This window comes from Streptomyces acidiscabies, from assembly GCF_020010905.1.
Classification (GTDB): Bacteria; Actinomycetota; Actinomycetes; order Streptomycetales; family Streptomycetaceae; genus Streptomyces; species Streptomyces acidiscabies.
This window is the reverse complement of the sequence record NZ_JAGJBY010000001.1, coordinates 4,069,967-4,092,603: the sequence shown is the minus strand read 5'-3', so window position 1 is coordinate 4,092,603 and position 22,637 is coordinate 4,069,967. Positions and strand designations below refer to the sequence as shown.

20 protein-coding genes and 1 pseudogene are annotated in these 22,637 nt (G+C 70.4%); 13 read left to right on the top strand and 8 right to left on the bottom strand.

The annotated features are described in order from the left end of the window. Positions 1–191: 191 nt before the first annotated feature. Positions 192–641: a hypothetical protein gene (locus J8M50_RS18980; RefSeq protein ID WP_010355398.1), complete on the top strand. Its 450-nt coding sequence runs from the start codon at positions 192–194 to the stop codon at positions 639–641. Between the two features lie 71 nt (positions 642–712). Here J8M50_RS18980 and J8M50_RS18975 read toward each other — a convergent pair whose 3' ends face one another. Then, on the bottom strand, positions 713–1,702 hold the full coding sequence (locus tag J8M50_RS18975; RefSeq protein ID WP_010355399.1) for a helix-turn-helix transcriptional regulator: 990 nt from the start codon (positions 1,700–1,702) through the stop codon (positions 713–715). 108 nt (positions 1,703–1,810) lie between these two features. Here J8M50_RS18975 and J8M50_RS18970 point away from each other — a divergent pair, with 108 nt between their 5' ends. From J8M50_RS18970 to J8M50_RS18960, 3 genes and pseudogenes are all read left to right on the top strand, one after another. Next, the gene (locus J8M50_RS18970) at positions 1,811–2,311 is read left to right on the top strand and encodes a hypothetical protein (protein WP_010355400.1); all 501 of its coding nucleotides are present in this window, start codon (positions 1,811–1,813) and stop codon (positions 2,309–2,311) included. Continuing rightward, entirely contained in the window at positions 2,308–3,600 is a 1,293-nt protein-coding gene (locus J8M50_RS18965; protein WP_010355401.1) for an APC family permease, read from the top strand. The genes J8M50_RS18970 and J8M50_RS18965 overlap by 4 nt, the downstream gene beginning before the upstream one ends. 448 nt (positions 3,601–4,048) lie before the next feature. Then, positions 4,049–5,250 (top strand): annotated as a pseudogene (locus tag J8M50_RS18960) (IS256 family transposase). 520 nt (positions 5,251–5,770) lie between these two features. On the opposite strand, the gene J8M50_RS18955 reads toward J8M50_RS18960, so the two are convergent. Continuing rightward, positions 5,771–6,193: a secondary thiamine-phosphate synthase enzyme YjbQ gene (locus J8M50_RS18955; RefSeq protein ID WP_010355405.1), complete on the bottom strand. Its 423-nt coding sequence runs from the start codon at positions 6,191–6,193 to the stop codon at positions 5,771–5,773. Between the two features lie 438 nt (positions 6,194–6,631). On the opposite strand from J8M50_RS18955, the gene J8M50_RS50100 reads away from it, so the two are divergent. The 4 genes from J8M50_RS50100 (at position 6,632) to J8M50_RS18940 (ending at position 9,454) form a co-directional block, all read left to right on the top strand. Then, positions 6,632–6,715 (top strand): putative leader peptide, encoded by an 84-nt coding sequence (locus tag J8M50_RS50100; RefSeq protein ID WP_349817350.1) that lies wholly within the window; start codon positions 6,632–6,634, stop codon positions 6,713–6,715. A gap of 101 nt (positions 6,716–6,816) precedes the next feature. Beyond that, positions 6,817–7,689 carry an ABC transporter permease gene (locus tag J8M50_RS18950; RefSeq protein WP_010355406.1) on the top strand — a complete coding sequence of 291 codons (873 nt, stop codon included), beginning with the start codon at positions 6,817–6,819 and terminating at the stop codon, positions 7,687–7,689. Further along, positions 7,662–8,390, top strand: a complete 729-nt coding sequence (locus J8M50_RS18945) for an ABC transporter ATP-binding protein (RefSeq protein WP_010355407.1) — start codon at positions 7,662–7,664, stop codon at positions 8,388–8,390. The genes J8M50_RS18950 and J8M50_RS18945 overlap by 28 nt, the downstream gene beginning before the upstream one ends. Positions 8,391–8,461: 71 nt before the next feature. Beyond that, the gene (locus tag J8M50_RS18940) at positions 8,462–9,454 is read left to right on the top strand and encodes an ABC transporter substrate-binding protein (RefSeq protein ID WP_010355408.1); all 993 of its coding nucleotides are present in this window, start codon (positions 8,462–8,464) and stop codon (positions 9,452–9,454) included. Positions 9,455–9,520: 66 nt separating this feature from the next. On the opposite strand, the gene mltG is transcribed toward J8M50_RS18940, so the two are convergent. Both mltG and J8M50_RS18930 read right to left on the bottom strand, forming a co-directional pair. Further along, a complete protein-coding gene (gene mltG, locus J8M50_RS18935) occupies positions 9,521–10,360 on the bottom strand; it encodes an endolytic transglycosylase MltG (protein ID WP_010355409.1) in 840 nt (279 codons plus the stop codon). A 92-nt stretch (positions 10,361–10,452) separates the two neighbouring features. Then, the gene (locus J8M50_RS18930) at positions 10,453–12,273 is read right to left on the bottom strand and encodes an ABC transporter ATP-binding protein (protein WP_010355410.1); all 1,821 of its coding nucleotides are present in this window, start codon (positions 12,271–12,273) and stop codon (positions 10,453–10,455) included. 86 nt (positions 12,274–12,359) lie between these two features. Here J8M50_RS18930 and J8M50_RS18925 point away from each other — a divergent pair, with 86 nt between their 5' ends. Continuing rightward, entirely contained in the window at positions 12,360–12,806 is a 447-nt protein-coding gene (locus tag J8M50_RS18925; protein WP_010355411.1) for a MarR family winged helix-turn-helix transcriptional regulator, read from the top strand. 105 nt (positions 12,807–12,911) lie between these two features. Here the strand turns inward: J8M50_RS18925 and J8M50_RS18920 are convergent, their stop codons facing one another. The 3 genes from J8M50_RS18920 to J8M50_RS18910 form a co-directional block, all read right to left on the bottom strand. After that, positions 12,912–14,288: a C4-dicarboxylate transporter DctA gene (locus J8M50_RS18920; protein ID WP_010355413.1), complete on the bottom strand. Its 1,377-nt coding sequence runs from the start codon at positions 14,286–14,288 to the stop codon at positions 12,912–12,914. A gap of 170 nt (positions 14,289–14,458) precedes the next feature. Beyond that, on the bottom strand, positions 14,459–16,132 hold the full coding sequence (locus tag J8M50_RS18915; protein ID WP_010355414.1) for a peptide-N4-asparagine amidase: 1,674 nt from the start codon (positions 16,130–16,132) through the stop codon (positions 14,459–14,461). Positions 16,133–16,178: 46 nt separating this feature from the next. Then, the gene (locus J8M50_RS18910) at positions 16,179–16,889 is read right to left on the bottom strand and encodes a L,D-transpeptidase family protein (protein WP_050987282.1); all 711 of its coding nucleotides are present in this window, start codon (positions 16,887–16,889) and stop codon (positions 16,179–16,181) included. Positions 16,890–17,004: 115 nt separating this feature from the next. Here J8M50_RS18910 and J8M50_RS18905 point away from each other — a divergent pair, with 115 nt between their 5' ends. The 4 genes from J8M50_RS18905 to J8M50_RS18890 all read left to right on the top strand — a co-directional run bounded on the left by J8M50_RS18905 (position 17,005) and on the right by J8M50_RS18890 (position 21,710). Continuing rightward, the gene (locus tag J8M50_RS18905; protein WP_010355416.1) at positions 17,005–18,927 is read left to right on the top strand and encodes an ABC transporter transmembrane domain-containing protein; all 1,923 of its coding nucleotides are present in this window, start codon (positions 17,005–17,007) and stop codon (positions 18,925–18,927) included. Then, a complete protein-coding gene (locus J8M50_RS18900; protein ID WP_010355417.1) occupies positions 18,924–20,708 on the top strand; it encodes an ABC transporter ATP-binding protein in 1,785 nt (594 codons plus the stop codon). The genes J8M50_RS18905 and J8M50_RS18900 overlap by 4 nt, the downstream gene beginning before the upstream one ends. Before the next feature lie 252 nt (positions 20,709–20,960). Beyond that, positions 20,961–21,431 (top strand): DUF5709 domain-containing protein, encoded by a 471-nt coding sequence (locus J8M50_RS18895; protein ID WP_010355418.1) that lies wholly within the window; start codon positions 20,961–20,963, stop codon positions 21,429–21,431. Positions 21,432–21,464: 33 nt separating this feature from the next. After that, entirely contained in the window at positions 21,465–21,710 is a 246-nt protein-coding gene (locus J8M50_RS18890; protein WP_010355419.1) for a type B 50S ribosomal protein L31, read from the top strand. An 8-nt stretch (positions 21,711–21,718) separates the two neighbouring features. On the opposite strand, the gene J8M50_RS18885 is transcribed toward J8M50_RS18890, so the two are convergent. Next, positions 21,719–22,513 carry a metal-dependent hydrolase gene (locus J8M50_RS18885; RefSeq protein WP_010355420.1) on the bottom strand — a complete coding sequence of 265 codons (795 nt, stop codon included), beginning with the start codon at positions 22,511–22,513 and terminating at the stop codon, positions 21,719–21,721. Positions 22,514–22,637 lie beyond the last annotated feature (124 nt).

The following is a 22,637-nucleotide window of genomic DNA, read 5'->3' as shown; positions in this document are numbered from 1 at the left end:
AGCGTTGCGATGGGGAACCTTAGTAGGAGGCAGCGACACCTGCACAAGCAGACGAACAGCGGAACCTGCCCCTCGCCTCTATCACGCGGTTCCCGCCCGTCCAAGCTCCGGTTCATGTGGACCCTCTCCCTCAGCGCAGTCCCGGGTGTCGTGTCCGGTCCGTCGTCGGCTGCGCGGCTGGAGAGTCTGCTGTGCCTGTCACTGTCACGATCACCGAGCAGCCGTCGGGAGCGGTCGTCGCCACCGGCGGTGACCAGCTCGCGCACGAGCTGCTGAAAAAGGCGGGGTTCACCCGGCATGCGGACTGGTACGGCGTCCGGTTCCGGCTGGCGACCACCATGTTCCGTGAGGAGCAGAAGGAGGCCGTGGGCGACGCGATGCGGATGCTCGTAGCGGCCCGGTACGAGGTCGTCGCGTCCCCGTCGCTGAGTCCGGCGGTCGAGGAACTGTCCGTCGGGGAGCGGGTTCTGGGTCTCGCGGACCGGGTTCGTGCTGCCGGGCGGGGGACGGAACTCGCGCAGGTGCTGGCGGAGTTGGTGGACCCCGAGCAATGGCTTCGTTCACTTCACATGGCAGCGTTTGTCCACCGGTTCGGGAGGCAGCTATCGATCGACGGCACCGTGAATGTTCGCGAGAAATGACGTCACCGAGTGAGGCGGCCCGGCATCCATGAGGGCGGCAGATCGACGAATCGGGGGCGTCCCTCACGGTGTCATACCGTGCTGGGCGGGTGTCGATAGGTATCGGACAGGGCGGCGATCGTCTGCGCCATCCGTGCCCTCAATTCAGTGGGCGCCACGACTTCGGCCTCGGCGCCGAGCCGTAGCAGCATGCGGACGGCGTGGTCGACAGACTCGGTGGGGATGACGACCTGGACGCGGCCGTCGGGGCCCGGTGGCCCGGCGCTGTCCTGGGCGGCGCGTGCCACCGCCGGTTCCATGAGGTCCGGGAGCTCTTCCAGGATCCGTGGCGAGAGCCGTACCACCGCCTCGCCCTGCTGACGGCGGGCGTCGAAGTCGGCCAGATAGGACTGCCAGTGTGCGGCCAGGTCAAAGCCTGAGGGCCGCTCGAAGCGGTCGTGCAGTACCTGGATCCGGAGGATCTGGGAGATGCGGTAGGTGCGGATCTGTTCCGATCGGCCCGCCACCAGGTACCAGCGGCCTGACTTGAGCACCAGCCCGTAGGGCTCCAGCGTCCGGGTCACTTCCTGGGGAGCCTTCCACCGTCGGTAGCGGACGCAGATGCGGTGCTGGCGCCATACTGCGTCGGTCACGGCGGCCAGGTGTGGGGTGGTGTCTGCATCGGCGTACCAACCGGAGGTGTCCAGGTGGAACCTCTGCCGTATCACGCCGGTCCGGTCGCGCAGCCCATCGGGCAGCGCGGCCGTCAGCTTGAGCTGAGCGGTAGCGAGCACGGTGCCGAACCCGAGGTCCGCAGCCGGGCCGGGGAGCCCGGACAGGGAGAGTGCCTCCGCCTCCTCGGGGGTCAGTCCGGTCAGCCGGGTGCGATACCCGTCGACCAGCCGGTAACCGCCATCGTGACCGGGGGCGCCGTAGAGCGGAACACCGGCTGCCGCGAGCGACTCCATGTCCCGGTACACCGTACGGACCGACACCTCCAGTTCGTCGGCCAACTGCCAGGCAGTCATCCGGCCGCGGGTCTGCAGCAGCAACAGGACGGACAGCAGTCGGCTCGCACGCACGAGGAAAGTCTGCCGCAGTCCACTGACATGGGCTGTCAGGGAAGCCGGATTAGCTTTCCGGCCGGGCGCATACCCCAGCGCACCGGATACGGCAAAGGACACGCACAGATGAGTACTCCATCCACCCGCAAGCCCGGCATCGGCGACTTCGACTTCCTCGTGGGCGTCTGGGAGGTGACGAACCGGCGGCTTGTCGCGCCGCTGACCGGCAGCGCCGAGTGGGACGAGTTTCCGGGCACCGCGGTGTGTCATGGCACCCTGTTCGGCGGTGCCGCCAACCTCGACGAGATCAGCTTCCCGACCAAGGGCTTCAGCGGCCTGACGCTCCGCCTGTTCGACCCCGTTCGCTCACAGTGGTCGCTGAACTGGGTGAACAGCCGGACCGGGCTGCTGCAGCCGCCCGTCGTCGGCCGGTTCCACGACGACGGGCACGGCGAATTCCACGGCGCCGACACCCACGACGGCACCTCGGTCCTGTGCCGCTTCATCTGGTCGCAGATCACGCCGGTATCGGCCCACTGGGAGCAGGCGTTCTCGATCGACGGCGGGCAGAGCTGGGAAACCAACTGGACCATGGCCTTCCGTCGGACCGAGGAGGGTTCCGCATGACCGGTGCGCAGGCCACACAGGAACTCCCGGTTCGGCCGGTCGGGAGACTGACCCTCTGGCAGGGAGCCGCCCTGTACATAGGCGCGGTACTCGGCACCGGCGTGATCGCCCTGCCCTCACTGGCGGCGCGGGCGGCCGGGCCGGCCTCGCTGCTGGCCTGGCTCGGGCTGGTCCTGCTGTCGATCCCCCTGGCGACCACGTTCGCCGCACTGGGCGCCCGCTACCCGGACGGCGGCGGCGTCTCCACCTACGTCCGGCATGCCTTCGGCGCACGGGCGGCGGCAGTGGTCGGCTGGTGCTTCTACTTCGCCGTACCCGCCGGTGCTCCAGCAGCGGGCATGTTCGCCGGCGCGTACGTCGCGACTGCGGTGGGCGGTGGCAGGCGCACGGTGGTGATCACGGCGGCGGTGCTGCTGATCCTTGTCGCCGTAGCCAACGGCTTCGGTCTGACCGTCACCGGCCGTATGCAACTCACACTCGCCGTACTGCTTGTCGCGCTCCTGTTGGTCGCCGTGGCCACTGCGCTGCCACACGCCCACGTGCGCAACCTGTATCCGTTCGCACCGCACGGCTGGCCCGCAATCGGCTCGGCTGCGGCCCTGCTGGTGTGGAGCTTCGCCGGCTGGGAGGCCATCACCCACCTGGCAGCCGACTTCCGCCGTCCGGCACGCGACCTGCCCCGGGCCACCGCCCTGGCGGTCGCCGTCGTCGGCGTGCTCTACCTCGCCGTCGCCACCACGAGCGTCCTCGTACTCGGCCCGGCCGCCGGCACCTCCGAGGCCCCACTGTCCGAACTGCTCGCCCTCGGCATCGGCGGAACAGTCCACACACTGTCCGCAGCTGCTGCCCTGCTCCTCACCCTCGGCACGATGAACGCCTACTTCGCCGGCGCGGCGAAACTGGGCGCGGCGCTCGGCCGGGACGGCGCGCTGCCCGCCTGGCTCAGTCAGGGCAGCAGCGTCGGCGAGGTGCCACGCCGCAGTCTGGCAGTCGTATCCGGGCTGTCGGGCCTCGCCCTCACCATCACCACGGTCGCCTCAGTCGGCCCACAGCCGCTCGTCCTGCTCACCACCGGATCGTTCGTGACCGTGTACGCCCTGGGCACCGCCGCCGCCCTGCGCCTCCTTCCCCGTGGCTCCCTGCCCCACCGCTCCGCGCTTCTCACGCTTATCGCGGTCGTGGCACTCCTCGTCATGACGGGCTGGTACCTCCTCTGGCCGCTGATCGTCACAGCGAGCGCGCTGTGCTACCTGCGATGGCGCCGTGCAACAGGCTCTGCCGCGTCCTGACCCGGTGGACGACTTGCCGCAGCAGACCGTCTCCCTCTCGCAACAGCATGATCAGGCTCTCGCGGCAAGGATCGACGCGCCGTCAAAACTCGTGAACAGCACCCATCCGTTTCACTGGGTGCCTCCCATCCCCATGAACAACCGCCGTCGTAACCCAGGCTCTGGTCCACTTCTTAGGACCAGAGCCGTAACCCATGAACAAAGCCAACCCCTGCTGGCGCGGGGACGACACCATGATCCCCGGCGTGAAGAGGAGGTGGCCCGTCGTCCCCGCGCCAGCGGGGGTTGGATGGTGTCCCTTGTCGTGGTGTAAGGGATCACTAGTCGGGAGTGCGCGGGCGTCTGCCCGGGGCGCACTTCCACGAGTGAGCTCCGCTCCCTGAACAGGAGGCGGGCCACCGCGTAGCCCTCCTTGGTGAACGCCCAGTTCAACTACGAGGAGTGCACGATGGCCCTGTCCCAGTCTGAGCTGATACGGCTGCTTGAGTCACTACGCTCGACCGACGGAATCGAGCTCATCCGCGCCATCGCCCAGCCGATGGTGCAGGAGCTGATCGAGGCCGAGGCGACCGCGCATGTCGGCGCGGAGTGGAACGAGCACCCGCCGACACGGACCAACGTCCTCAACGGACACCGGGAGAAGGTGCTGACCACGCTGGCCGGCGACCTGGACCTGGAGATTCCCAAGGTCCGCACCGGCAGCTTCTTCCCCAGCCTGTTGGAGCGGCGGCGCCACATTGACCAGGCCCTCTACGCGGTCATCATGGAGGCGTACGTGCACGGCGTGTCCACCCGCAGTGTCGATGACCTGGTCAAAGCCCTCGGCGGGGACAGCGGCATCTCGGAGTCGGAGGTGTCGCGGATCTGCGCGGCCCTGGACGCGACCTCTGCAAGGCACGGGTGAACCACCAGATCGTCTCGCGGGCCGTCGTGGTCGCCACTGGGGGTACCCCCGGCCCGAGGCTGAGGGGAGCATCACCGAGGACGGAGGCCGCGAGGTCCTGGGCCTGATGGTCGGCGACAGCGAGAGCGAGGCGTTCTGGAAAGAGTTCCTGCGCTCGCTGCGTGAGCGCGGCCTGTCCGGAGTCCGTCTGGTCGCCGCGGTCCGCAAGGTCACGCTCGGCACCGCCTGGCAGCGGTGCAGGGTTCATTTCCTGCGAAATGTCTTCAGCGTGATCGACCGGGATTCCGGTGGTGGGGTCTCCCCTGCTCGAACGAAGGCGAGAGCTTGGGGAAGGCCGCCGCAACGATCCGCACGATCTTCACCCAGCCCACCGCCGGCCTCGTGCGCACCCAGCTGGACACCGTCGCCGACATGCTCGGCACCCAGTTCCCCAAGGTCAAAGCCATGCTGCTGGCAGCGAAGGAGGATCTGACCGCGTTCGCGGACTTCCCACCCAGGCACTGGAAGAAGATCCAGTAGACGAACCCGCTGGAACGGGTGAACCGGAGATCAAGCGCAGGATCGACGTCGTCCAGGTCTTCCCCAACGACGACGCGCTCATCCGGCTGGTCACCGCCGTGCTCTTCGAGATGCACGACGAATGGATCGCCTTCCCCCGCCGCTACCTCCCAGAAGGCAGCATGGGCGAGATCTACCGCGAAAGCGCCCCGGCGCTGCCCAACGCCCCGAACACGCCCGCCAGTTGATCCCTAACACCATGACGAGGGACACGACCTGCTGGAACCCGTAGGACGGTTTCCCCTTGGGGCGGCCCGTCGCACGCGTCTTCTCCGTCGCGCTGCGGTTCCGGCGCTGGATCGCGCGCAGCTCCATCTGCGCACCCCACGCCTCCATCGTGAAGCGGTTCTCGTCGACGGAGTCGTCCAGGTTCCACGGGCCGTCATGGCCGAAGATGACGAGCAGTTTCCCCTCGTCGCGCATCTTGTAGCCGGTGTTCAGGCAGTCGACGGCTGCCGCCGCCAAGCCGTCGCACGGTCCCTTCTCGCCCCAGAGCCAGTGGCCGAGCTTCAGCCAGGTCATCGGGTCGGTGGCACCCGAGATCTCCCGGTCGTCGGCGCAGCCGATGACATGACCGCCGACCGCGGCAACGGCCGTCAGGATGCCTCCCGCTGGCGTTCCAGGGAGGGCGTGGCCGGCTTCATCCTCGACAGTCGATGTACGCCGAGCAGTCGCTATCCACATCCGCCGCAGAGGCGTTCCGGAGGCTCAGCCCAGGAAACTGAGCCGGACCTGGCGGTTGGCGTTGTCTTTATTCGTGTCCACCAGGCACACCGATTGCCAGGTGCCCAGTTCCAGGTGGCCCGCGATGACCGGGAGGGTCGCGTGGGGTGGGACGAAGGCCGGGAGGACGTGGTCCCGGCCGTGGCCCGGGGAGCCGTGGCGGTGGGTCCAGCGGTTGTCGGCGGGGAGGAGGGTGTGGAGGGCGGCGAGGAGGTCGTCGTCGCTGCCGGCGCCGGTCTCGATGACGGCGATGCCCGCGGTGGCGTGGGGGACGAAGATGTTGAGGAGGCCGTCGCGGTTGCCGGCGGCCTCGCGGAGGAAGGATTCGCAGTCGCGGGTGAGGTCGATCACGCGTTCGCTGGAGCCGGAGGTGATGTGCAGGACGCGGGTGGTGAAGGCATCGGACATGGGGTCATTGTCGCCGTCCGGGTCGTGGGGTGCTGGTCGGCGGGTCCTCCCCTTGCGGGTGCTGGCCGGTAGGCACCTCGTCGCGAGCGCTGGCCGGTGGGTTCCCTTGTCGCGAGCGCTCATCGGTGGGTTCCCTTGTCACGAGCGCTCATCGGCAGGTTCCCTCGTCGTGATCGCCCGTCGGCGGATTCCCTCGTCGCGAGGCTCGCCAGTAGGTTCCCTCGACGCGGACACGGAACGGCTGCCGGCCGCGTACAAGTCGCCGCCGCAGCCAACGCGGCTGAGGCGATCCGCCCAAAAACGCAGCCCCACCGACCAGCCCAGTCCCCAACACAGCCCCCACCGACCACCCCGCTCCCCCACGCAGCCCCACCCCCGAAGTCCACCTCTCAAGACACCCGTTGACCACCCCCTCCCCCACTGGCTACGTTCAGCCGCATGTTGCGTTCAGCCCTGCTCACCACGCGCGGTCACATCGACCTGCTGCGGGTGGCCTCCGCCGCGTGTCGTCGCGGCTGCTGACGCCCTTCACCTCTCGGTAGGCCCTTCCTGGGCAGAGCTCTAGGTTCTGCCGGGTCCGGCGTTGCCGGGGCGTGTTCCCCCACCGCTTTGTGGAGCCCCCCATGAGCATCAGCCATGCCCTGCCACCCCCACCCGACACGGCCGAGTCCGATATTCCGGACAGCCGCGATCTCGAACTCCGGCCGATCCTCCCCCGCACCTCCCGCCGAGCCCGCGTCCCGCGCTGGCTACGCCGGACGACCGGCCCCGTACTCCTCCTCGCCCTGTGGCAACTCCTGTCCAGTACCGGTGTGTTGACGTCGGACACCCTCGCCTCCCCCGGCCGGATCACGGAGGTCGGCAAGGAGCTGATCGCCGACGGTTCGCTCACGTCGGCGATGGGTACGTCGCTCCAACGCGTGGCCCTCGGACTGCTGTTCGGCACCCTCATCGGCACCGGACTCGCCCTGTTCTCAGGGCTGTTCAGGGTCGGCGAGGATCTCGTGGACGCGCCGGTGCAGATGCTGCGGACCGTGCCGTTCGTCGGTCTGATCCCGCTGTTCATCATCTGGTTCGGGATCGGCGAGACCCCGAAGATCGCGATCATCACGCTCGGGGTGACGTTCCCGCTGTACCTGAACGTGTACGCCGGGATCCGCGGCGTGGACGCCCAACTCGTCGAGGCGGGCGAGTCGTTGGGACTGTCCCGGTGGGGACTGGTCCGGCACGTCGTACTGCCGGGCGCGCTCCCCGGCGCGCTGACCGGGCTGCGGTACTCCCTCGGCATCGCCTGGCTCGCGCTGGTCTTCGCCGAACAGGTCAACGCGGACTCGGGGATCGGGTTCCTGATGGTGCAGGCGCGGGACTTCCTGCGCACGGACGTGATCGTGGTCTGCCTGATCGTGTACGCGTTCCTCGGCCTGTTCGCCGACTTCGTGGTCCGTTCTCTGGAGAGGGTGCTGCTGCAATGGCGACCGACGTTCACCGGCCGGTGACCGGACAGGCGGTACGGGTCGAGGGGCTGACGCGGTCCTTCGACGGGCGTGCCGTCATCGACAACCTCCAACTCGACATCAGGCCGGGCGAGTTCGTCGCGCTGCTCGGGCGCAGCGGGTGCGGGAAGTCGACGCTGCTGCGGATCCTCGCGGGGCTCGACCGGGAGATCGAGGGGACGGTGCTGGTGCCGCGCCGCAAGGCGGTCGCGTTCCAGGCGCCGCGGCTGATGCCGTGGAAGAGAGTGTGGCGCAACGTGCTGCTCGGGCTGCCGGGCAACCCCTCAAGGGACGTCGCCGACAAGGCACTTGAGGAGGTCGGGCTCGGTCACCGGGCGGATGCGTGGCCCAAGACCCTCTCCGGCGGTGAGGCTCAACGCGCCTCGCTGGCACGGGCGTTGGTGCGTGAGCCCGATCTCCTGTTGCTGGACGAGCCGTTCGGGGCCCTGGACGCGCTGACGCGGATCAACGCCCAGCGTCTGGTGGGTGAGTTGTGGCGGCAGCGCGGGTGCGCGGTGCTGCTCGTCACGCACGACGTCGAGGAGGCCGTCCTGCTCGCGGACCGGGTCCTGGTGATGGACGGCGGGGTCATCGCGCACGAGCAACAGATCGACCTGGAGAGACCACGCAAGCTGTCCGACCCGCGATTCGCGGAGCTGCGTACGGAGTTGCTGGGGCGGCTGGGGGTGGACGCGGCGGCCTGAACACAACAACGCAACGCCGATCGCCGCGAACCCCCGCCGAAATCCCCCCACTTCAACCTGGACGGACCCCCATGCGACGCCGCCTCCTCCCCGCCGCACTCCTCCCCCTCGCCCTCCTCCTCACCGCCTGCGGCGGCACCTCCTCCGCCACCGACGGCACCGGCCCCCTCACCCTCAACGTCGGTGACCAGAAAGGCGGTTCGGAAGCGGTCCTGCGTGCCGCGGGCGAACTCAAGGGCCTCGACTACCGGATCAAGTGGTCCACGTTCACCTCCGGCCCGCCGCTCCTGGAGGCCGTCAACGCCGGGGCCGTCGACATCGGCGCCGTCGGCAACACGCCGCCCGTCTTCGCGGCGGGCGCGGGCTCGAAGATCACGGTGGTGGCCGCGTGGCACGGGTCCGCCGAGGGCGAGGCGATCCTCGTACCGAACAGCTCGAAACTGACCAGGACCGCTGATTTGAAGGGCCGTTCGGTCGCCGTAGCTCAAGGCTCCTCCGCGCACTACCAGTTGATTGCGTCCCTCAAGGCCGCCGGGCTCACCCTCTCCGACGTACGGGTCACCTATCTCCAACCCGCCGACGCGCTCGCCGCGTTCACCTCCGGGAAGGTCGACGCGTGGGCCGTCTGGGACCCGTACACCTCGCAGATCCTCGAAGCGAAGAAGGGGCGCGCGCTGACCACCGGGCAGGGGGTCGTCAACGGGCTCAGCTTCCAGGTCGCCGCGCCCGCCGCGCTCAAGGACCCCAAGAAGGCCGCCGCCATCGCCGACTACCTCGCGCGGCTGCGGCGCGCACAGGACTGGGTGTCCGGCCACCAGGCCAAATGGGCGAAGGTATGGGCGAAGGACACGGGCCTGCCGTACGCCGTCGCGCTCGCGTCGGTGAAACGTACGCACTCGACCCGCGTATCGGTCGCGGTCGACCGGTCGGCGATCGACTCCGAGCAGCAGATCGCCGACACGTTCACCGAACTGAAGCTGATCCCGGGGAAGGTCGACTTCTCGGCCTTCGCGGACGGCCGCTTCAACGGAAACCTGCCGGCCTCCACGACACCGTCACGCTGAGGACCAGGTACGACGCCGGCACCCCGAGCCGGCGTCGTACCGGTCGCAGCCCCCCTTAAGCAGCCGTCAGCCGGCCTTCGGCTTCTGGGCCTTGTTGAACTCCGCCACGTTTCGCTGGTGTTCGGCGTAGTTCGCGGTGAAGCGCGTGTCGCCGGGCTTGACGGTGACGAAGTAGAGCCAGTCGCCGGGGGTGGGGGTGAGCGCGGCCCGCATCGCTTCTTCGCCGGGGTTGTCGATGGGGGTCGGGGGAAGGCCCATGCGCTGGTACGAGTTGTAGGGGCTGTCGATCTTCGTGTCGGCGTCCGCCGTGTTCAGGGTCGAGCGGTTGAGGGCGTAGTTGATCGTGGAGTCCATCTGGAGGGGCATGCCGCGCTCCAGGCGGTTGAAGACGACGCGGGCGACCTTCCCCATGTCGGCCTTCGTGGCGGCCTCGGCCTGGATGATGCTGGCGATGGTGACGGCCTGGTAGACGTTCATCGCGTTGCGCTGGGCGCCGGCGGCCATGGGGGCGCCGTTGAACTTCTTGTTCGCGGTGTCGACCATGTACGCGAGGAGGGACTGGGGGGTCGGCTTCCCGGTGAGGGGGTACGTCGCGGGGAAGAGGTACCCCTCGGGGTTGCCCTCCGCGTCGGCCGGGAGTCTGAGGCCGGTCTTCGGCAGGGCCTTGCGGGTCGTGCCGACCGGCAGGGCGAGCGCCTTGTCGACCGCCTCGTAGACCTGGCCGGAGCGCCAGCCCTCGGGGATGGTCAGGACCTTGGGCTTGGCGGCCTGGGGAGCCGGCCGCTCCACGTTCAGCAGCGGCACCGCCACCGCGGCAGCGGCCAGGACGGCCCCGGTGACGACGAGGACGGTTCGGCCGCGGCGCGTCAGACGGATCGCGCTCCGGGGCGGAGTGTTCATCTGCATGCGGGCACGTTAACTCGCACACCGTCAAAAACCGGGCATATCGTCGCTTTGTCGGATGATCAGCCTCCGGAACGCCTACGCCTCCCGTATTCCTACGCCGCCGTCACCCGCTCGTCCTTCCTCACCAGCCCCGCGTACCTCCCCTCCCGCGCCACCAGCTCCTCGTGCGTCCCCCGCTCCACGACCCGCCCGCCTTCGAGGACGACGATCTGGTCCGCGTCCCGGATCGTCGACAGCCGGTGGGCGATCGTCAGGGTCGTCCGGTTCGCCGACAGCGCGTCGATCGCCCGCTGTACGGCGTACTCCGTCCGCGTGTCCAGCGCGCTGGTCGCCTCGTCGAGGATCAGGACCGGGGGGTCGCGCAGGATGGTCCGCGCGATGGCGAGGCGCTGTTTCTCTCCGCCGGAGAAGCGGTGTCCCCGCTCGCCGACGACCGTGTCGTACCCGTCGGGCAGCGACGCGATGTGGTCGTGGATCTGCGCGGCGCGCGCCGCCTCGTACAGTTCCTCGTCGCTCGCGTCGGGCTTCGCGAAGCGCAGGTTCTCCGCGACCGTCGCGTGGAAGAGGTACGTCTCCTGGGAGACGACGCCGATCGCGCGCGCGAGGGTGTCGAAGTCGAGGTCGCGCACGTCGACGCCGTCGAGGGTGACCCGGCCGCCCGTCACGTCGTACAGGCGCGGCACGAGGTGGCCCAGCGTGGACTTGCCCGCGCCGGTCGGGCCGACGATCGCGAGGCTGTGGCCGGCCGGGACGGTGACGTCGACGCCGTCGAGGATGGCGCGGCCCTCGCCCTCGCCCTCGCCTCCGTACCGGAACGAGACGTCCTCGAAGCGGACCTCCCCCTTGACGCGGTCCAGGTGGACGGCGTTGTCGCGTTCGGTGATGTCGATCGGCAGGTCGAGGTACTCGAAGATGCGCTGGAAGAGCGCGAGGGAGGTCTGGATCTGGACGCCGGTCGCCAGGAGGCTGACGGCGGGGCGGAACAGGCCCTGCTGGAGGGAGACGAAGGCGACGATCGTGCCCAGCGAGATGCCCGGGCCGCCGACCTGGAGGGCGACGCCCGCCGCCCAGTAGATGAACGCCGGCATCGCGGACATGACGATCCCGATGACGGACATCCGCCAGCGGCCCGCCATGCTGGAGCGGACCTCCAGGTCGACGAGGCGCTCGGACTCGTCCGCGAAGGACTTGGTCAGGGAGTCGGCGCGGCCCATCGTGCGGCCGAGCAGGATGCCGCTGACGGAGAGCGACTCGGTTACCGTCGCGGACATCGCGGCCATCTGTTTCTGCCGCTCGGTGGTGATCTTCTTGCGCTCCGAACCGACCCGGCGGCTGATCCAGACGAAGACCGGCAGGAGCAGCAGCGAGACGGCGGTCAGCCGCCAGTCGAGGGCGAGCATCGCGACGATCGTGGCGACGACGCTGGTGAAGTTGGAGACCAGGGAGGTCGCGGTGGAGGTGACCGTCGCCTGCATGCCGCCGATGTCGTTGGCTATGCGGGACTGGACCTCGCCGGTGCGCGTACGCGTGAAGAACGCGAGCGACATCCGCTGGAGGCGGCCGTAGACGGCCGTCCGCAGGTCGTGCATGACGCGCTGGCCGACCGTCGTCGAGATCAGCGTCTGCAGCACGCCGAAGACGCCGGAGAGGAGGGCGCTGAGGATCATGCCGAGGGCGAGCAGGCTCAGCAGGCCCGTACGCCCCTGCGGGATCGCGACGTCCAGCGTCTCCTTCAGCAGGAACGGCGTCGCGACGCCGACCAGCGAGGAGGCGGCGACCAGCAGGCCCACGAGGGTGAGGCGGGCGCGGTAGGGGCGGAACAGCTTCAGGATGCGGCGGACCTGGCGGGGCTGTGGCTGCTCGGGGTCGGCCGGTGGGTTCCAGGCGGGTTGTTTCTCTCGGTCGGGGTGCATGGGCTCCTTCGGGAAGCACTCAGGATCAGGACTACGCTCATTGTTACCTATACTCACAATGAACGGCATCCTGTTATTGTTCCCGTATGGCCACACCAGATTCCGACAGCCTGCTCGCCGAGCAGTTGCTGCGGTTCACCCGCCGCGTGCACCGCATCCAGAAGCGGCACATCGAGGAGTGCGGCCTGGGGGTCACCCCGGCCCAGTCCCGCCTGCTGCGCACGCTCGCGCAGTACTCCTCCCCACCGCGCATGGCCGACCTCGCCGAGCGCCTCGAAGTGGTCCCGCGCGCGGTGACGACGCTGGTGGACGGCCTGGAGGCGAACGGGAAGGTGCGCCGGGTCCCCGATCCGACGAACCGGCGGGTGATCCGTATCGAGCTGACGGAGGACGGGCGTACGGCGCTGAGCGAGCTGCGGGGGGCGCGGCGGACGGCGGCGTCCGAGATCCTCGCGCCGCTGTCGCAGGACGAGCGGGAAGAGCTGGGGGAGCTGCTGGGGACGCTGCTGAGCGGGATGCCGGTGCACGGCTGAGGCAGCAGGCGCAGCGAGAACAGCGACCGCCGCACCCGGGAGTCCGGGGCGGCGGTCGCTTGTGCGTTCTCGATCAGCTCGCTTCGAGTGCGGGCTCCTTCTCGGTCAGCTCGCTTCGGGTGCGGGCTCCTTCTTGGTGAGCTGCGCGGGCACGACCGCTTCCTCCGCCGCGACCTCGGGCTCCGTCACGTCGATCTCGCCGTCCAGCACCTTCTTCGCGCGCTCGATGTCCAGCGCCCCCTCCCACCGCGCCACCGCGAACACCGCGACGCAGTTGCCGAGCAGGTTCGTGACGACGCGCATCGAGTCCATGATCCGGTCGACGCCGAGGAGCAGGGCGACCGCCCCGGCGGGGATCGCACCGAGGGACGACGCCGTCGCGGAGAGCGCGAGGAACGCGGAGCCGGGGATGCCGGCCATGCCCTTGCTGGTCAGCATCAGCACCAGGACGACGGTGATCTGCTGGCTGAGGCTGAGGTCGACGCCGACGGCCTGCGCGATGAACAGGGTGCCGATGGAGAGGTAGAGAGAGGCGCCGTCGAGGTTGAAGGAGTAGCCGGTCGGCAGGACGAGGCCGACCGCGTCGTCCCGGGCGCCCGCCTTGCGCAGCTTCTGCATGACGCGCGGCATGACCGACTCGGTGGACGCGGTGCCGAGCGCGAGCAGCATCTCCTCACGGATGTAGCGCAGGAACTTCCAGAGGCTGAGCCCGGTCACGACCCGCAGAGCGACGGCGAGCAGCGCGATGAACACGGCGGCAGCCGCGTAGCACAGGGCGATCAGCTTGCCGTACGTCTCGATCACGCCGAGGCCGTAGTTGCCGATCAGGACGGCCATCGCGCCGAACACGGCGATCGGCGCGAGGCGCATCACGAAGCCGACGATCGCGAAGATGATCTCCTGCGCCTGCTCGATCGCGGGCAGCACCTGCGGGACCTTCGTGTGCCCGAGGTGCAGCAGCGCCGCGCCGACGAGGCAGGCCAGGATCAGCACCTGGAGCAGGGAGTTCTCGGCGAAGGCGCCGATGAACGAGGTCGGCAGGGCGTTGAGGACGAACTCGGTGGTCGACGGCAGCGAGCCGCCGTTCGTCTTCGCTTCGACCGCCGCCGTGTTCAGCGTGGAGGGGTCGACGTGCATCCCGGAGCCCGGCTGGACGAGGTTCGCGGCGAGCAGCCCGACGATCAGCGCGAACGTGCTCGCGACCTCGAACCAGATCAGCGCCTTGAGGCCGATCCGGCCGAACGCCTTGAGGTCACCGGCCTTGGCGATCCCGACGACGACCACACAGAACACGAGCGGCGAGATGATCGTCTTGATCAGCCGGACGAACCCGTCGCCGAGCGGCTGTAGGTCGGAGGCGAAGCCGGGCCACAGCTTGCCGACGGCGATTCCGAGCACGAGCGCGATGGCGACCTGGATGAACAGCGAGGTACGCAGCGTTCGTGCGACGCGTCGCGGCAGGGACGGTACAGACTGCGGCACGGGCACTCCTGGGAGGGACGGCGGACTCGCAGAAACCCGGCGGGACTTCTGCGATACGGAAAGCGTCTTCCGTGCCGATCACTTTGGAGTGCCCATCGCTCGTAGGGAAGACCTCCGTGTTGCCGATATGTAAATCACGTCATGAGTGATGGATCACACATCGGGATGTTTCAGCAGGCGTTACGGTCCTCGGTCAGCATGCCCTGAACCGCTGTGACCGTGCGGTCGTAGCAGCCCCGGGAGCCCGTCAGCCGGTAGCGCTCGGTCGTCGTGGCGACGCCGTGCCGCTGGTCGCGCGGCACGCCGACCGTGTACGTCGCGTCGCCCGCATACGTGTCGTCGAGCCGCGACCAGCGCCCGCGCGTGTCGCTGACGGTGGCCCGGTCGGCGAGCGTCATGACCGTCCGCAGCCGGTCGTCCGCGCCGATCGTCGTCGTGCCGTCCATCGTGTACGTCCGGTGCGCGCGCGTCGCGTGCCGGTTCACGGTGACCGTCTCGTCGTCCGTCCACACCCCGGCGAGGGCGTCCAGCTTCTCGCCCTCGGTCCAGCGGTGCGTGGAGGTGTGGGCCAGGGATCGGGTGACCGTGGTGGTGACGCGGCCGTGCGAGGTGTCGGCGTATCCCGTGACCGTGAGGCTGTGCGCGGCCTTCGTGCCGACGCGGTGCTCCGTACCAGGCGTGTACGTCGAGGAGTTGGCCGGGGCGCCCTCCCTGTGGGCGGTCACTCTGCCGGTGACCTGCTTCTTCCCCGCGTCCTGCCAGACCAGGACGTTGACCGGGGCGCTCCAGCCGGTCTGGCCCTCGGGGACGCCGACGACCGAGACCTCGACGCGGTGCGGGCGGCCGTCGTTGAGGACGCCGGCGAACGGGGTCAGGTCGTATGCGATCGGCTTGATGTCGAAGGCGCGGGGGCCCGGGACGACGTACCAGAGGAAGGGGTTGGACCAGCCGCCGGTCCACACGGTCGGGAACGGGGTGGCTATCCCTGCGAGTTGGCCGTCCACCGTGATCTGGACCTCGCGGTACGGGCCGCCCGGGGTCTGGCAGGAGTACGGCGCCGGGGTCGGGACGGAGAGGTACCAGTACTCCTCGCAGCCGCCGCCGGAGCCGGTGGCGTAGACCTCGGCGAGGATGCGTTCGCTGTTGCGGGGGGTGGTGAGGGTGTGGTCGGGGGTGAGGGTGAGGACCTTGTCGGGGACGGTGTTCTCAGCGTTCTCAGTGTTTTCAAGGGAGCCCGCGGGGTACGGCTTCGTTCCGGCCGGCTTCGGCTCGGGTGCCTCGTAGAACGTCAGCGTCACCTTGACGTCCAGCACGCCCGTGTACATGTCGTCGACCACGTTCCCGATCAGCATCTCCACGTCCTGTGCGCGGCGGAGCGTGTCGGTGTAGCGGGTGACGTCCTTCTCGACCGACCACTCGATGCCGTCCGGGGAGGGCTGCGGGGTCGAGGTGCGGAAGATCTCGACGCCGCCGATGTGGAGGTAGCCGAGGCGGTCGTACTGGCGACCCTTGACCTTGCCGTCCATGCGCAGGACGACCTTGCTCCAGGTGTCCCCGCAGGCCGGGGGCGGGGTGTAGGTCCCCCGGTACGGGGTGAAGTCGCGGAACTGGGCCTGGGCGACGGTGACTTCGCAGGACTCGGCGTTGGGCCTGGGGACGGGTGGGGCGGCGGTCAGGGGGTCGTGCCAGTCGGAGCCGAACTCGGGTGGGGCGGCGGCGAGTCGGGGCGCCGTGCCCGAGGTCGCCGGAGCCGATGGGGTCGCCGTAGCTGTCGTGGTCGCCGTCAGCGGGAGTACCGCAGCCGTGACTGCGGCGAGCATGGACATGATGAGCCGTCTGGTCATGGCCGGTGTTCTAAGGGGAGTCCCCCGCGTCCCGCAACCGTGCGGTTCAGGCCTTCAGTCCGGCCCGGTCCCCCATCACCACGACCGGGTGCGCGGCCGGGTCCAGGGTCCGCAGCAGGTGTTCCATGCCCGCCTTCGACAGGCTGACGCAGGCCGAGGTACCGCTGCCGTGGTCCATGTGGAGCCAGATGCTCCCTCCCTTCTTCTCCCCCTCCGGGCGGGTCGGGTCGCTCGGGGAGGTGCCCTTGATCCGGTTGTAGTCGATGGCGATGACGTAGTCGAAGTCGTGCCGGTACGGCTTCTGCCACCAACTCGGCGTCTCGAAGGCGCCGGAGCGGGTGTACGGCAGTTTCGTGCCGGGGTTCTTCAGGACGCCGCCCGCGTCGGTGAGCGTGAACACTCCCACCGGGCTGCGGCCGTCGTTCTCGTGGTGATCGGTCGTCCAGCCCTTGCGCGCGTTGTGGGCCGGCCAACTGCTCTCCTTCTGCCAGGTTCTGCCCTGCTTGATGTAGAGAACGGCCGTCGCGTCCGGAGAGTTCCTGCCGTCGCCATAAACCGCGACGACTTGTCGTGAGGCGGCCGGAATGCGCTTCAGGAAGCCCGGGCCGACGTCCGGAACGGTGGTCAGGGCCCGTGCGGCGGCCGGCTTCTTCGTCCCCGCGTCCGCGCTGTCGGGCGCCTGCGTGCTCGCGCAGCCGGTCAGGGCGACAAGCAGCGCTCCGGCCGCGGCCAGGGATCGCGTCACAGTTCCTCGCATGCGTTCCATAGTCGCAATCCCGGCGGCCCGAGGGAAAACCGGTTGAGATCGGCGGTCCGGCGCGGCGAGGCTGGCACGGTTTGCGCCTCCTTCTGACACGAGCTCCTGGGACGTCATGCAGATCCAAGATCTTCCGTACCGAGACCCGGGTGTGCCGGACGCGCGCTCCGGGCCCCGCTTCCTGTGGTGGCTCGGCCGCAGCCAGGCGGGCGGTCAGCTCAAGTCGCTGGGCTGGGGCCTGACCCACTTCCCGGCCGTGTCCGCGCAGCCGTTCGTCGTGGGGTACGCCGTCCAGGCCGTCGTCGACCGGTCGGGCACCCGGCTCGCGCTGGCGGGCGCGCTGATGCTGCTGTTCGGGATCGCCATCGCCGTCGGGGACACGTTCCTGCACCGCGCCGCCGTCACCAACTGGATCACCGCGGCGGCCCGCGTCCAGCAGTTGCTGGCCCGCAAGGCGTCGGTGCTCGGGGCGGGGCTCACGCGGCGGGTCGCGGCCGGTGAAGTGGTCGCCGTTTCGACAGGCGACGTGGAGAAGATCGGATGGTTCGTCGAGGCGGTGTCCCGGTTCACGGCCGCCGCCGTCACCGTCGTCCTCGTCTGCGTCGGACTGCTCTTCTACCAGCCCGCGCTCGGTGTCGTCGTCGCCGTCGGGCTGCCCGTCGTGGCGGTCGCGGCGCTGCCGCTGCTGCCCCGGGCGACCCGGCGGGCCGACGTCCAGCGCGAGAAGGCGGGGCGCGCGACCGAGTTGGCGTCCGACACCGTCGCGGGGCTGCGGGTGCTGCGCGGGATCGGCGGGGAGGAACTGTTCCTCGACCGCTACCGCGCCGCCTCCCAGGACGTCCGGCACGCCGCTGTCCGCAGCGCCAGCATGTGGGCGCTGATCAGCGCGCTCCAGGGGTTGCTGCCGGGGCTGCTGCTGGTGGGGGTGGTCTGGTACGGGGTTCATCTGGCGCAGGAGGGGCGGGTTTCGGTGGGGGAACTCGTCACGGTCTACAGCTCTGTCGCGGTGTTGTCGTATCCCCTGCGGCACTTCGAGGAGATCGCGATGGCCTACTCGTTCTCGCGGCCGTCGGCTCAACGGGCGGCTCGGGTGCTGTCGTTGGAGCGCGGGGCGGGTTCCGGGGTGTCGGGCGAGGATGGGGCGTCGTCCGTTTCCGGCCGTTCCCCGGCAGGTGCCGCGAGTGAGCCCCGTACCGGCCCGGAGAACTTCGCCGCCGGGGACCTGTACGACCCCGGCTCCGGGCTGCTCGCCCCCGCCGGGGTCCTCACCGCCGTGGTCTGCGGTGATCCCGACGCGGCCGGGCGGCTCGCCGAGCGGCTCGGGGGGCACTCCGTCGAGGAGGGGCCGTCCGCGGAGCTGGGCGGGGTGGCGCTGGACGCGCTCCCGCTGGACGTCGCGCGGACCGCCGTACTCGTCCAGGACAAGGACCCCGTGCTGCTGTCCGGCACCCTGCGCGAGCTGCTCGACGTGCCGTCGTCCGGCGCGGTCGAGGCGGACGCCGCGCTCGCCGCCGCGCGCTGCGAGGACGTCCTCGACGCGCTCGCCCAGGGCACGCCGGGCGACCCCATGGACGCCCACATCACCGAACGCGGGCGCTCCCTCTCCGGCGGCCAGCGCCAGCGCCTCGCGCTCGCCCGCTCCCTGGTCACCGACCCGGAGGTGCTGATCCTCGACGAGCCGACGTCCGCCGTCGACTCCCACACGGAGGCACGGATCTCGGAGGGCGTACGGGGGTTGCGCAAGGGGCGTACGACGGTGGTGTTCACGTCGTCGCCGCTGCTGCTGGACGTCGCGGACCGGGTGGTCCTGGTGGACGACGGTGAGGTGACCGCCGTGGGCACGCACCGCGAGCTGCTGCGGGACGAGCCCCGGTACCGGGCGGTGGTGACGCGGGAGGTGTCGGACGAGGGTGCGCCGGACGGCGCCGTACCCACGAGCGGCGTGCCGGACACCTCCGTACCGGCCCCTGTCGAACCCAGCACCGTCAGGCCCGAGACCGTCAGGCCCGAGTCGGAGAAGATCGAGGAGTCGGCATGATCGGCGTGAAGCCACCGCAGTACGACCCGGCCGCGCCGACGACGGCGAGCACCCTGCCCGTCGGCGCGCCCGCCACCGTCCGCGCGTACGTCGGTGAACTGGTGCGCCGGCACCGGCGCGCCTTCCTGGTCCTGGTGGTCGTCAACATCGTCGCGACGGTCGCCTCGATGGTGGGACCGTGGCTGCTGGGCGACCTCGTCGAGCGGGTGTCGGCGGGTGAGCGGGAGCTGCGGCTCGGGCTGACCGTCACCCTGTTCACGCTCTCGCTCGGCGTGCAGGCCGTCTTCGTGCACCAGATGCGGCTGCGCGGGGCGATGCTCGGGGAGCGGATGCTGGCCGACCTGCGCGAGGACTTCCTCGTCAGGTCGGTGCGGCTGCCGCCGGGCGTGCTGGAGCGGGCCGGGACCGGGGATCTGCTCTCGCGCATCACCACCGACATCGACCGGCTCGCGAACGCCATGCGCGAGGCCGTGCCGCAGCTGATCATCGGCGTGCTGTGGTCGGCGCTGCTGCTCGGCGGCCTCGTCGTGACGGCGCCGCCGCTCGCCGCCGCCGCCGTCCTGCTCGCCGTGCCACTGCTGGTCGTCGGCTGGCGCTGGTACTTCAAGCGGGCGCCCGCCGGGTACCGGTCGGAGGCCGCCGGGTACGCGGCTGTCGCCGCCGCGCTCGCGGAGACCGTGGACGCCGGCCGGACCGTCGAGGCGCACCGGCTCGGGGAGCGCCGGGTCGCCCTGTCCGAGCTGCGGATCCGGCAATGGACGAGTTGGGAGCGGTACACGCTCTGGCTGCGGTCGGTGCTGTTCCCCATCATCAACGGCGTACACATCACGGTCCTCGCGTCCGTGCTGATGCTCGGCGGCGTGTTCGCCCTCCAGGGGTGGATCGGGGTCGGGCAGCTCACCACCGGGGCGCTGCTCGCGCAGATGCTGGTCGATCCGGTGAACCTGATCCTGCGCTGGTACGACGAGTTGCAGGTCGCGCAGGTGTCGCTGGCCCGGCTGGTGGGGGTGCGGGAGATCGAGCCGGACGCCGGTCAGGAGGATCTCGCGCCCGAGGGGCGGGAGCTGGCCGCGGACTCGGTGCGCTTCGGGTACCGGGAAGGCGTCGACGTCCTGCGCGAGGTGTCGCTGGCGGTCGCGCCGGGTACGCGGCTGGCGCTGGTCGGTCCCTCGGGGGCCGGGAAGTCGACGCTGGGGCGGCTGCTCGCCGGGATCTACGCGCCCCGTACCGGCCACGTCGCCCTCGGCGGGGCCGAGCTGTCGCGGATGACCGCCGAGCAGGTCCGCTCGCACGTCGCCCTCGTCAACCAGGAGCACCACGTCTTCGTCGGCTCCCTGCGCGACAACCTCCTGCTCGCGCGCACCGACGCGGACGACGCCGAGCTGTGGGCGGCGCTGGGCGCGGTCGACGCGTCCGCGTGGGCGCGTGCTCTGGACGGCGGTCTCGACACCGAGGTCGGCTCCGGCGGGCTCGCCCTCACCCCGGCGCAGGCGCAGCAGATCGCGCTGGCCCGCCTCGTGCTGGCCGACCCGCACACCCTCGTCCTCGACGAGGCGACCTCGCTCCTCGACCCGCGCGCGGCCCGCCACCTGGAGCGGTCCCTGTCCCGCGTCCTCGACGGCCGTACGGTCATCGCCATCGCCCACCGGCTGCACACCGCGCACGACGCGGACGTCATCGCCGTCGTGGAGGAGGGGCGGATCAGCGAGCTGGGGAGCCACACGGAGCTGGTCGCGGCGGGCGGGGCGTACGCGGCGCTGTGGAGGTCGTGGCACGGGTGAGGCGGGGGTGCGGGGGCCTGCCGGGGCGGTTTCGCCAGGGGGCGCCGGTGCGGGAGGCGGGCCCGTGCCGGACGGGTCGGGCGGCGTCCCGCCGTACACGTCCCCGCCCCCGTACCCGCTGCCGTCGTCCCGCGTCACAGCCGTTGCCGTTGCGCGGGCGCGGGGGCGGGTGGAACGTTGGAGGGCAGTACCCGCGCGCGGTGTGTGCCGGTTCGTGCCGGGCGACGGTGGACGAGCCCTCTGGAGGTGTGCGTGACCAGCGGTGACGGATGGGGAGACGACGTCTACCAGCCCGACGGGTCCGAGGTGCAGGACGACGCGGGGCTGCTGGACGCCGAGGACACCCTCGACCAGGACGGCGTCGGCGACCCCCTCGACCGCGGCTGGTCCCCGCCGGAGCGGCCGTGGGCCGTGGAGCACACCGGCGTGACGGCGGCGGAGGCCCGGCGCGGGGAGACCCTCGACGAGCGGCTCGCCGAGGAGGTCCCGGACGTCTCCGCGTACGACGGCGACGGCCTCGGCGACTACGACGGCGGTGACGGCGAGCTCCTCGACAACGAGGTCGGCACCGTCCGCTCGGGCCGTCTCGTCGCCCCCGACGAGGGCGCGCACGAGGACGAGGAGAGCGGCCTGATCGCCACCGACGTCGGGATCGACGGTGCTGCCTCCTCGGCGGAGGAGGCAGCGATGCACATCGTCGACGAGGACGCGCTGTCGGGCTGACGGCCCCCGATCCCCCTTCCAGAAGGAGACCTCATGCAGCAGGACCAGCACCCCGACTACCACGAGGTCGTCTTCCGCGACCGCGCCGCCGGCTACGCCTTCCTGACCCGCTCCACCGCGACGAGCGCGGAGACAATCGAGTGGGACGACGGTGAGACGTACCCGGTCGTGGACGTGGAGATCTCCTCGCAGAGCCACCCCTTCTACACCGGCAAGGCCCGCACGCTCGACACGGAGGGCCGTGTCGCCCGCTTCGAGCGGCGTTACGGCGAGGGCTGAACCGGGCGTCAGATGAAGTTGAGGGCCGCCGCCCCGCCGACGCCGCCCAGCAGCATGAACACCGGCATGAGGACCTTCAGTTCGACCCAGCTCCCGGCGCGGAACCGCATCGCCTTCGGCGGGCCGATCGGGTACCAGCGCTTGCGGCCGATCGGGATGGGCCACAGGACCGGGCAGCCGGAGACGGTCAGCGCGTCCCCGAGGTCGTGCACCAGCGCGCCCAGCAGGATCGGCAGCCCCAGCCACAGGTACTGCTGGCCCGGGTCGGTGAACAGCCAGTCGGAGCCGTTGCCTGGCTTGTCCAGCACCCCGGCGATGATCCACGCGCTGCTCGCCGCCAGCAGCCACACCAGGATGTCGCTGCTGGAGCCTCGGGCGGCCCGCCACAGCAGGCCCTCGATCGCCAGCACCATGTGCACGAAGAGGAGCGCGAGCACCGCCCAGCGGCCCCCCATGACCGCCAGCGCCGAGGCGCCCGCGCCGATCATCACCGCCCACAGCCAGGTGTGCGTCAGCGTGCGGTGCCCTCCCGAGCGGCGCGGGTCGCCGGGTTTGCGGGTCGCCTTGTAGGCGGCGTACGACAGCTTGTCGACGATCTCGCAGAGCCAGCGCGAGACGGGCCCGAAGGCGCGCGAGATCGTGGCGGCCTTGTGGTCGAGGTCGGGGGCGAGGGCGGCGCCCGCGCAGATCAGCGCGCCGGCCAGGACGACCGGCCACGGCATCGGCTCCCCCGCCGCCGCGGCGGCGGCTCCGACGCCGAGCCAGGCCGCGGCGCCCGACAGTGAGTGTGCTGGTCCCATCATGGCGCTCGCCCGCCCCGCTTCTCTTGTGCCGCTGCCTAGTTGACCGGGTGCCCTGACACTCCGTCGGCGACACAGCGTAGCGGTCGTGATCATCGCACCGGCAGCCGATTCCCCTCAGAGGGGT